This window comes from bacterium (assembly GCA_013360215.1).
In the GTDB taxonomy this organism is placed as follows: domain Bacteria; phylum CLD3; class CLD3; order SB21; family SB21; genus JABWCP01.
On record JABWCP010000035.1, the window covers coordinates 18633 to 28331 of the forward strand.

At 45.3% G+C, this 9699-nt stretch carries 11 protein-coding genes; 5 read left to right on the forward strand and 6 right to left on the reverse strand.

Going from position 1 to position 9699, the window contains the following annotated elements:
- Positions 1 to 177 precede the first annotated feature (177 nt).
- Positions 178 to 1065: a formate/nitrite transporter family protein gene (locus HUU58_14640; GenBank protein NUN46912.1), complete on the forward strand. Its 888-nt coding sequence runs from the start codon at positions 178 to 180 to the stop codon at positions 1063 to 1065.
- Between the two features lie 68 nt (positions 1066 to 1133).
- A complete protein-coding gene (locus HUU58_14645; GenBank protein ID NUN46913.1) occupies positions 1134 to 1364 on the forward strand; it encodes an Lrp/AsnC ligand binding domain-containing protein in 231 nt (76 codons plus the stop codon).
- A 109-nt stretch (positions 1365 to 1473) separates the two neighbouring features.
- On the opposite strand, the gene HUU58_14650 is transcribed toward HUU58_14645, so the two are convergent.
- From HUU58_14650 to HUU58_14670, 5 genes are all read right to left on the reverse strand, one after another.
- Positions 1474 to 1950, reverse strand: coding sequence for a VOC family protein (locus HUU58_14650; GenBank protein NUN46914.1), 477 nt, complete (start codon positions 1948 to 1950; stop codon positions 1474 to 1476).
- Between the two features lie 143 nt (positions 1951 to 2093).
- Positions 2094 to 2588, reverse strand: coding sequence for an SRPBCC domain-containing protein (locus HUU58_14655; protein ID NUN46915.1), 495 nt, complete (start codon positions 2586 to 2588; stop codon positions 2094 to 2096).
- Positions 2585 to 2905, reverse strand: coding sequence for a winged helix-turn-helix transcriptional regulator (locus HUU58_14660; protein ID NUN46916.1), 321 nt, complete (start codon positions 2903 to 2905; stop codon positions 2585 to 2587). Before HUU58_14660 ends, HUU58_14655 begins: the two co-directional genes overlap by 4 nt.
- Positions 2902 to 3399, reverse strand: coding sequence for an SRPBCC domain-containing protein (locus HUU58_14665; protein NUN46917.1), 498 nt, complete (start codon positions 3397 to 3399; stop codon positions 2902 to 2904). The genes HUU58_14660 and HUU58_14665 overlap by 4 nt, the downstream gene beginning before the upstream one ends.
- 34 nt (positions 3400 to 3433) lie before the next feature.
- Positions 3434 to 3811, reverse strand: a complete 378-nt coding sequence (locus HUU58_14670; GenBank protein NUN46918.1) for a DoxX family membrane protein — start codon at positions 3809 to 3811, stop codon at positions 3434 to 3436.
- Between the two features lie 306 nt (positions 3812 to 4117).
- On the opposite strand from HUU58_14670, the gene HUU58_14675 reads away from it, so the two are divergent.
- A complete protein-coding gene (locus HUU58_14675) occupies positions 4118 to 7564 on the forward strand; it encodes a pyruvate carboxylase (GenBank protein NUN46919.1) in 3447 nt (1148 codons plus the stop codon).
- A 29-nt stretch (positions 7565 to 7593) separates the two neighbouring features.
- On the opposite strand, the gene HUU58_14680 is transcribed toward HUU58_14675, so the two are convergent.
- Complete coding sequence (locus tag HUU58_14680; GenBank protein ID NUN46920.1) at positions 7594 to 8310, reverse strand: response regulator; 717 nt, start codon at positions 8308 to 8310, stop codon at positions 7594 to 7596.
- 162 nt (positions 8311 to 8472) lie between these two features.
- Here HUU58_14680 and moaA point away from each other — a divergent pair, with 162 nt between their 5' ends.
- A complete protein-coding gene (gene moaA, locus HUU58_14685; protein NUN46921.1) occupies positions 8473 to 9465 on the forward strand; it encodes a GTP 3',8-cyclase MoaA in 993 nt (330 codons plus the stop codon).
- Positions 9466 to 9549: 84 nt separating this feature from the next.
- On the forward strand, positions 9550 to 9699 hold a 150-nt coding region (locus HUU58_14690; protein ID NUN46922.1), incomplete at its 3' end, for an FAD-dependent oxidoreductase.

The window sequence follows — 9699 nt, forward strand, 5'->3', positions numbered from 1 at the left end:
AGCCTGCTATGCAGCGCGTTATTCAAATATTTCCCGATCAGCCGTCACCCCTATCTAGCGACGCTATTAAAAAATACGTGCGTTGCTGCACCGTCGCGTTTTTTAGTCGCGGTAAGTTGCGGTATGTTTGTCCGCATACCGACGGGGTTTATTACATTTTACAGTGGAGAAATATCTATGAGTGAAATTCACATTGATGCTTTGTTGCCGGCGGAGATGGCTACACGCGCCGAATATCTCGGTGTACGAAAAGCTGAAATGCCGGCTTTAAAAATGTTTACCTTGGCCATCATGGCCGGGGCGTTTATTTCGTTGGGGGCGATCTTTGCAACGACAGTCTCTGCCGGTGGTGTGGCAATCACGGCGCCGGACGGAGCGACTTCGCTTAGTACCGGACTGCCTTACGGCGTCACACGGTTATTGGCCGGGTTTGTTTTTTGTCTCGGCCTGATTCTGGTTGTCGTTGGCGGGGCTGAACTTTTTACCGGAAACAATCTCATCGTCATGGCGTGGGCCAGCCGCAAAGTGACGTCGTACGCACTGTTGCGCAATTGGGTGATCGTATATGCGGGAAACCTTATCGGCGCATTGGGTACGGCCGTTCTCATGTTGTGGAGCCGCCAATATACCTTTGGTTCCAACAGCATCGGTCTATCGGCTTTTAAAATCGCCGCCGGGAAATGCAGTTTGGAATTTTGGCAAGCGATGGTATTGGGCATTTTGTGCAACGCGCTGGTCTGCCTTGCGGTGTGGCTCACTTATAGCGCGCGCAGTACGATGGATAAAATTGCGGCCATTATTTTTCCGGTTACGGCTTTTGTCGCAGCGGGTTTTGAACACAGCATCGCTAATATGTATTTTGTTCCCTATGTGCTTTTGATTCAAACATTCGATCCGTCCTATGTCGCAAGCATTTCGGATAAAATGCCGGGCATGTACAATCTCAATTGGCCGAATTTTATTACGAATAACCTCATACCGGTGACGATCGGCAATGTGATCGGGGGAGCTGTTTTAGTTGCGGCGGTGTATTGGTCGGTTTTTTTACGTAATAAAGATAAGTAAATCGGTTGGCTTAAAGGGAACCATCGCGCTTATCGTGATGCTACCCATTCAAATCGTAAGGAGTATGTATGAAAGCGTATGTTCTCATCAAAATAAAATCCGGCGAAGTCAAAGATGTAGTACGTCAGCTTCGCCGAATCGAAGGCGTGATGGAAGCGCATATGACCTTTGGTCCGTATGATGCCGTGGCTGCCGTGGAATCGCAGGACATCGCACGACTTGGCGCTATTACCGCGACGGCAATACAACCGATACCGGGTGTCGAACAAACGTTAACGTGTATTGCCGTGGATGTGTAAATGAGACTTATCAGCTAAGCCTTTAGCGTGGGTACAGATGCCGGATTTGCATGCAAAAACGAAATTGATAAAATACTCAGTTTTTTCGTGTGCATGATCTGATTTATTATTATTTAAGTTCTGACAAAATAAGTTTTTTCTGTTTAAATGTATTTCTCATTGCCTTTTCTCTTATTTTAGGATCTTCGCTGTTAATAAGATCAAAATATTCCACGGGTACTACCTGCCACGATAAACCGTATTTGTCTTTGCACCAGCCGCAAGATCCTTCTTCTCCGCCGTTGGTAGTCAACGCATTCCAATAATAATCTACTTCGGCTTGGTCTTTGCAATTGATAACGAATGAAACCGATTCGTTAAACTTAAAGTATGGGCCTGCGGCTAAAATACTAAATTCTATATCACCAATTTCCATAATCGCAGTTTCGAAACCGTCTTGCCCGCCTGGCACATTTTCTTGCGGCGGATTCTTATATTGCCGATAGTCTTTCATTTTGCCGTCTTTGAAAATGGAAAGGTAATAATCGACAACGGCTTTTGCGTCTTTATCAACCCAAAGGCAAGGTGTTATTTTTTGTGTTTTCATAGAGTGTTCGCTTGTTAAAATTTTGTTATCAGCGGAATCAATTTTACTTATAGGACTTGAATTCGGTTGCGGATTTCCGCAACTCAGGGTATTAACAATTAATAAAGCAATCCCAATTTTAAGTCCATGCTTTTTCATATACGTTATTTTTTTAAATTTGATAATAAGTTTGATAATTCGTTTAATGTCATAGTGAAACCTTCTTTGAAGCCCATCTCTATCATTTGTTCCATGCGTTCGAGCGAATCGTTTTGAATTGTAATGCTGACTTTGGTTGTTTCTTTATTTTCGCTGAAATTCAAATTCCAATTTGAGCCCGGCAAAAAAGAGTTTTCATCTTTATCTGCAAAAACACTGAAAAACTTGAAATTGGTTTTGGGGCTAATGGAAGTATAATCCTGAATATGCCAGTTTTCTTGTCCTTCCGGGCTTACCATAGCATAAAATCGGCGCCCTCCTACTTTGAAGTTCATATACTTTGTTTTTGAAGCGTAAGGTTTCGGCGCCCACCATTGGTCAAGAATTTCTTTCTTTGTAAAGGCGTCCCAAACAAGTGAAAGCTCAGCATCAAATTCTTTTTCCACGAATACAGTTTTGGTTGATTTGTCAACCTTAAAGTCAAATTGCAAATTATTCATTTTCTTTTCCTTTTCATGGTTGAGAGTAGATTATCAAGTTGACTAAACCGGCTTTCCCATATTTTTCGATATTGTTCCAGCCAATCGTCAATTTCTTTCATTTTTTCGATTTCCAAAGAGTAGAAAATTTCTCTTCCTTTGTATTCTTGTTTTACCAGTTCGCATTCGGTTAATATCCGCAGGTGTTTGGAAACGGCCTGGCGTGTCGAATTAAAATTTTCCGCAATAGCATTGGGTGTCATCGCTTGCAGCGCGATGAGGCCGATGATGGCTCTTCGGGTCGGGTCGGCAATAGCCTGAAATACATCGCGTCTCATAGGTTTTTCTTATTCATTAATTGAGTTAATTGTTCGAGGCACAGAGTAATACCTTGTTCGAAGCCCATTTCAACCAGTTTATGAATGTCCGCTTCGGAGGCATAGGTGGTTTTGAACTCGACTTTGGTTCCGCTTTCCGTTTTAGTGAAAGCGATTCTTCCTTTTGAAATGGGAAGTTCGCCATTCAAATTACCATTTTCATCGCAAAAAAAGTCTTCCATGTCAATGAAGTGGTGAAGATCAATCGAAATATAATTCATGCGCCCCCAATGCTTCTGATTGTCGGGGCCTACCATGGCATACAGCCAATACCCTCCGGGTTTAAAAAGCATTGTTTTGGTTTCGGCTCTCCATGGAGAAGGTCCCCACCACTGATCCAATAATTCTTTCTCTGAAAAGGCGCGCCAGACATTAGGTAATGGGGCATTAAATTCTTTTGTTACGAGGATGAATTTTTCTTTCAGGTTTTTAATTACGTTGACAGGATTACTCATAATTACTCCCGGGTTTCTTCGTTGTGAATAAAAATTACTTAATCATGGCTATGTATTTTTCGCGGTTATCGTAAATAATAAAGAGGTTGATCGTTAACAATAGAAGCGCGATCGGTAATCCGGAAGGCGCCACGGTAATGTGTGTCATTACAATGCCGATCATCACGGGGAAAATAATGATAGCGCCGAGCGGCCTGAATTTTGAAATGATAAAAAGAATTCCTCCTATGATTTCAGCCGTAGCCACAAGGGGTAAAAGCCATCCGATTTCCAAAAACGCGGCAGACTGTTTTACCATCTTTTCAGGTAAATCGGGTGGAACGGGTATGTAATTGAGAAATTTATTCAGCCCGGCGTTGATAAACATCAACCCGAACAAGAGACAAACCGCAAAAAATACTTTTGACCTCATATACATGCTTTCACGTGTGTACAAAAAACGTGCAACTTATTGGTTGCAATATAAATGAAACTATTCGGTTGCGCAAGTTTTTTTTTCAAATAAAGTTGTGAAAAGGATAATCCATTTTCATCGCCTGAGTCAGCGATAGTTTAAAAGCATGTAGTTTATACGCTTCTATTGTGTCGTTTCGATTATAGGACGGTATGTCTTGGTATCGGTCATAATGAACGAATTGTATTTAAAAAACTTCTTCGCTTTTATCAGTCAAAATGCATTAACTTTGTGGGATTATCGTTTACACAAACCTACCTGTTTATGATACGCTCCATCAAAAAACTCCTCGTCGCCAATCGCGGTGAAATTGCGATTCGCATTTTTCGTGCGTGCAGCGAAATCGGCATTGAAACCATTGCCGTTTATACATACGAAGACCGCTATTCCCTGCACCGATACAAGGCTGACGAAGCGTATCAGATCGGTGCGGACGACGATCCGCTGAAGCCTTATCTGAATATTGATGAGATCATTCACCTTGCGAAAAAGGTCGGAGCGGATGCGATTCATCCCGGTTACGGTTTTCTTTCTGAAAATGATCAATTTGTCAAAGCGTGCGAAGATCACGGGATTATTTTTGTCGGGCCTAATTCGGAAATCATGTACAAACTCGGTAATAAAATAGCTGCCAAGATAGTCGCGCGCGAAAATAACATTCCGATCATCGAAAGTAATCGGGAGATTTTGAAGGATACGTCCGTGGCCGAACGGGAAGCGCAGCGCATCGGATATCCGGTGATGATCAAAGCGGCGGCGGGCGGCGGCGGACGCGGTATGCGCGTTGTTCGTAATGCAGACGAGCTACGGGCGCGGTTTGATGAAGCACGGGGCGAAGCGCGCAATGCGTTTGGTGACGATACGGTGTTTATCGAAAAATTTATAGACGATCCCAAGCACCTGGAAGTGCAGATCGTTGCGGATCATTTCGGCAATGTCGTTCATCTGTTTGAGCGTGACTGCAGTGTGCAGCGGCGTTTCCAGAAAGTCGTAGAAATAGCTCCGGCGCTTACCGTCAGCCGCGATGCCCGTGAACGTCTCTATCACTATGCCGTACAAATCGCAACCGCCGTGGGTTACCAGAATATCTGTACCGTGGAGTTTCTCCTCGACAAAGAAGAGAATATTTATTTCATCGAAGTCAACCCGCGCATTCAGGTGGAACATACCGTGACGGAAATGATCACGGGCGTGGACTTAGTCAAAACGCAAATTCTTATTGCACAGGGATATCCATTGAGTGATCCACGGCTTAAACTGGACGATCAATCGCGTATTTATTACAACGGCTATGCGATCCAGTGCCGCATTACGACGGAAGATCCGAGTAACGAATTCAAACCCGATTACGGTACGATCTTGGCCTACCGCAGTGCGGCAGGTTTTGGTATTCGATTGGACGGAGGCAGTATCGGGCCGGGTATTCGTATCAGTCCTTTTTTTGATTCGATGTTGGTCAAAGTCTCCGCGTGGGGTTTGTCTTTCGAGGAAACGTGCGATCGTATGTACCGTACATTGATCGAATTTCGTATCCGTGGCGTCCGCACTAATATTCCTTTTCTGGAAAATGTCGTGCGTCATCCGATTTTTCGTGAAGGCCGTGCAACCGTCAATTTTATCAAGGATCACCCCGAACTGCTGCAGTTTGTCAAACGCCGCGATCGTGCGACGCGTATTTTGCGTTATATCGCCGATGTCGTTGTCAACGGTAATCCTGATGTCAAAATACGCGATGACAAAAAAGTATTCATCAAACCGCGTATTCCGGCGTACGACCGTTACGGTGATTTCCCCGACGGGGCCAAACAAAAATTAGACACTCTCGGCCCGGAAAAGTTTGCCCGATGGGTGATGGATCAACCGAAGGTGATGTTTACCGATTGTACGATGCGGGATGCGCACCAGTCGTTGCTTGCTACACGCATGCGCACGTACGACATTATGCGCATCGCGGAAAGCTGGGCAAAACATCATTCGAATATGTTTAGCATGGAAGTGTGGGGCGGTGCGACCTTTGATGTGGCGCTGCGTTTTTTGCATGAAGATCCGTGGGATCGTTTGCGTCAGATGCGGCGCGCGATGCCCAATACGCTGCTGCAGATGTTGATTCGCGGTGCCAACGCCGTCGGCTATACGGCTTATCCTGACAATCTGATCGAACGCTTTATCATCGAGGCAGCGCGGGAAGGCATTGATGTTTTCCGCATTTTTGATTCGCTCAACTGGACGGAAGGCATGAAGCTGAGTATCGAAACCGTCAGGGATAAAACCGGTGCGCTCGCTGAAGCGTGCATTTGTTACTCCGGCGATATCCTCGATCCGAAGCGCAACAAATATTCACTCACATATTATGTCGAACTCGCCAAAGAACTCGAACGTATGGGCGCGCATATTTTGGCAATCAAAGACATGGCGGGATTGCTAAAGCCGTACGCGGCGGACGTTTTGATACGCGCGCTTAAAGACAATATCGGCATTCCCATTCACCTTCATACGCACGATACGTCATCCGTGCAGGCGGCTACGTACGTCAAGGCTATCGAAGCCGGCGTAGATGTAGTGGATGTCGCGCTCAGCGCATTATCCGGCACGACGTCCCAGCCCAATTTTAATTCGATCGTGGAAATGTTGCGTCATACGGAACATCAGGTGGATGTGGATATGACTTCGCTTAACGCTTTTTCCAATTATTGGGAGGCTGTACGCGATATTTATTATCCCTTTGAAACGGATCTTAAAGCCGGAACGGCCGAAGTATATAATCATGAAATCCCCGGCGGACAATACAGCAATATGCGCCCGCAAGCGATCTCACTGGGTCTCGGTGAAAAATGGGAAGAAATCAAACAAACGTATCATGATGTAAATATGCTCTTCGGCGACATCATCAAAGTAACACCTTCATCCAAAGTGGTCGGCGATCTGGCGCAATACCTCGTAGCTAATAATATGACCGCCGCCGATGTTTTGATGAAAGGTGAAACGATGTCCTTTCCCGAATCTGTGGAAGGATTTTTTATGGGGCATCTGGGACAACCGTACGGTGGTTTTCCGGAAAAACTGCAAAAAGTCATTATCAAAAATAAAACGCCTCTGACCGATCGTCCGGGCAAACACCTGCCACCGGTGGATTTTGATAAAGAGTTTGAAGCATTCAAACAGCAGTTTGATGCAAATCTTTCGATTACGGATTTTTTGTCATACAAATTTTATCCCAAAGTGTTTACCGATTATTTTGAAAATCAGCAAAAATGGGGTCAGGTCTCTGTTATTCCGTCTGAAATATTCTTCTTCGGTATGAAACCCAACGAAGAAGCCATCATCGAAATCGCTCAGGGCAAAAGTATCATCGTACGGCTTTTGTCGGTGAGCCAGGCGGATAAAGACGGAAATCGCAAGGTGTTTTTCGAACTCAATGGGCAAGCCCGAACGATCACCGTACAGGATCGTTCTCTTAATGTGAAGCGCGTACAAAACCGAAAGGCCGATGCGTCCAAACCGGGTGAATTGGCTTCGCCTTTGCCCGGCATGTTGTCTAAAGTTTTAGTCAAGCCCGGGGATACAATCAAAAAATCACAACCGCTATGTATCATTGAGGCGATGAAAATGGAGACGACCGTTACGGCCGTTCAGGACGGTGTAGTCAAAGAAATCATATTGGGGGTAAAGACCATCGTAGAAAGTGGCGATTTGCTGATGATTTTGGGATGATTTGTAGGTGCGGAAAATAAATCGGATACTTAGGCTGTGAGTCGGCAGCTTTCGAGAATAATATTTTCAGTGGATGTTTTGACGGTGGGTGTGATCGCCGATACGTCATCGGATAAAAACTGAACGGTCCCGCGCTTCCAACCGGAAATCGTAAGCAATGCTTTTTCATCTTTATCATCACCGACCGTCGCGCTTAAAATTTCACCGTTACGAACAATGATCTTTCCTTCCGGATAAAATTGCCGCACGATCGTAAGCGTCCCTGTTTTTTTCTGAAGATATAAGTATTGCAACGTTTCGATAAAACTCAATTCACCCAAATCGCTTTTGAAAGTATCGGAGTTTTGTGAGCGGATTTCTTCGATTTTGCGGATATGTTTGAGGATTTCATTGACCTTGCCGTTGATCGTATCGCGATTGATTTCCGATTTGATCAAATACTGATCTGCGCCCATACGGAAGCCGCGTTTCTGTGTAATATCCGAATCCATCGAAGTAAGGAAAATAAAAGGCACCATCGGGACATCCGAACCGGTTCGGACTTGCTGGCACATGGCGATACCGTCAAGTTTGGGCATCATCACATCGGAAATAACGATGTCCGGTTTGTCGGTTTTGATTTTAGCGAGGCCTTCTTCGCCGTCCATCGCATGAAGAATGGTAAACGCCGATTGCTCCAGATTCATCGTCAGGAGTTTGGAAATATGCGGATTATCGTCAACGATCAGAATGACGGTCGGCTTCATGAAAAAATTGATATATAATAAATAATAGTGAAAGCGATGAACGAACCCGCGGGAAACTATACGGAGTCGTTCACAAAAACAAGCAAATTTTGGTGCCATGCACACTTGCATTTCAGACAAAATACTCTCACTTTTCGTGCGAAATCTTACCGGGAAGCGAATATGCCGCTTATTGACGGCTTTGGCCGTTCCATAGATTATCTTCGCGTGTCCGTCACCGACCGATGCAATTTTCGTTGTGTGTATTGTATGCCGCACGATGGCGTTCAGTTTATGCCGCGTGAGGAATTGCTGACTTACGACGAACTCGAACGTATCATCGGTGTTTTTGTAAATCTGGGCATTGAAAAAATTCGCATCACCGGCGGTGAACCCACGGTTCGCAAAGATATCGTCGAATTGGTACGGCGTATCGGGAGTTTGCCGTTACGTTCGTACGCGATGACAACCAACGGTTATTTGTTGGACGAACTGGCCGAACCATTGCGCGCTGCGGGATTACAGCGCCTCAATATCAGTTTGGATACGATGCACCGCGATCGTTTTCAAAAAATGGCACGATTTGACGGATATGAAAAAACGTGGCGCGGTATCCGGAAGGCTGCGGATTTGGGGTTTGCACCGATCAAACTGAATATGGTGGTCTTGCGCGGGATCAATGATGATGAAATTTTTGATTTCGTGGAACTTGCTCGGGAACGCTCATGGCACGTGCGTTTTATCGAATACATGCCTTCTTCGGGTGATCTCGGTAACACGTTTGATGCATCGCACATTATTCGTACGGACGAATTGAAACGTATCGTGTCTCTGAAGTATGCGTTGATCCCGATCACGGAAGCCGTGCAGTCCGGCCCGGCTAAAATGCACGCGATCGAAGGATTTGCAGGGAAAATCGGGTTTATTGACCCGTATGCCGAACATTTTTGTGCGGCATGCAACCGTATCCGCCTCACGGCGCTCGGTAAACTCAAATGGTGCCTTTTTTCCAACGAAGGTCTCGATATCAAATCATTTATTCGTTCCGGTAAATCCGATGCCGAACTCGAAGCGTGGATTCGTGAGCGTATTGTTCGCGATAAACCGGAGCACCATCCGATCGCCATTTCAGATATGATTCGCGCGAATACTGTTTTTTCACAAGTCGGCGGATGATGTGCTAAGTGTTAGATTGGTTTTAGATCGTGAGCTTAAGCTCTTCTCTTGCCGGTATATCAAAAAATCCATGACACGCCTTACATGAAAAAACCTTCCATTCTCGTCATTGGCGGAGGCATCAATGGTGCCGGCGTTGCACGCGATGCGGCTTTACGTGGATATCACGTCCGACTTTTTGAAAAAAACGATTTTGCTTCAGGCACAAGCTGGACATCCAGCAAGCTGATTCAC

Excerpts from the sequence above, each read along its gene's own strand:
- HUU58_14640 (NUN46912.1), top strand. The coding sequence starts at position 178 with ATGAGTGAAATTCACATTGATGCTTTGTTGCCGGCGGAGATGGCTACA.
- HUU58_14645 (NUN46913.1), top strand. The coding sequence starts at position 1,134 with ATGAAAGCGTATGTTCTCATCAAAATAAAATCCGGCGAAGTCAAAGAT.
- HUU58_14650 (NUN46914.1), bottom strand. The coding sequence starts at position 1,950 with ATGAAAACACAAAAAATAACACCTTGCCTTTGGGTTGATAAAGACGCA.
- HUU58_14655 (NUN46915.1), bottom strand. The coding sequence starts at position 2,588 with ATGAATAATTTGCAATTTGACTTTAAGGTTGACAAATCAACCAAAACT.
- HUU58_14660 (NUN46916.1), bottom strand. The coding sequence starts at position 2,905 with ATGAGACGCGATGTATTTCAGGCTATTGCCGACCCGACCCGAAGAGCC.
- HUU58_14665 (NUN46917.1), bottom strand. The coding sequence starts at position 3,399 with ATGAGTAATCCTGTCAACGTAATTAAAAACCTGAAAGAAAAATTCATC.
- HUU58_14670 (NUN46918.1), bottom strand. The coding sequence starts at position 3,811 with ATGAGGTCAAAAGTATTTTTTGCGGTTTGTCTCTTGTTCGGGTTGATG.
- HUU58_14675 (NUN46919.1), top strand. The coding sequence starts at position 4,118 with ATGATACGCTCCATCAAAAAACTCCTCGTCGCCAATCGCGGTGAAATT.
- HUU58_14680 (NUN46920.1), bottom strand. The coding sequence starts at position 8,310 with ATGAAGCCGACCGTCATTCTGATCGTTGACGATAATCCGCATATTTCC.
- moaA (NUN46921.1), top strand. The coding sequence starts at position 8,473 with ATGCCGCTTATTGACGGCTTTGGCCGTTCCATAGATTATCTTCGCGTG.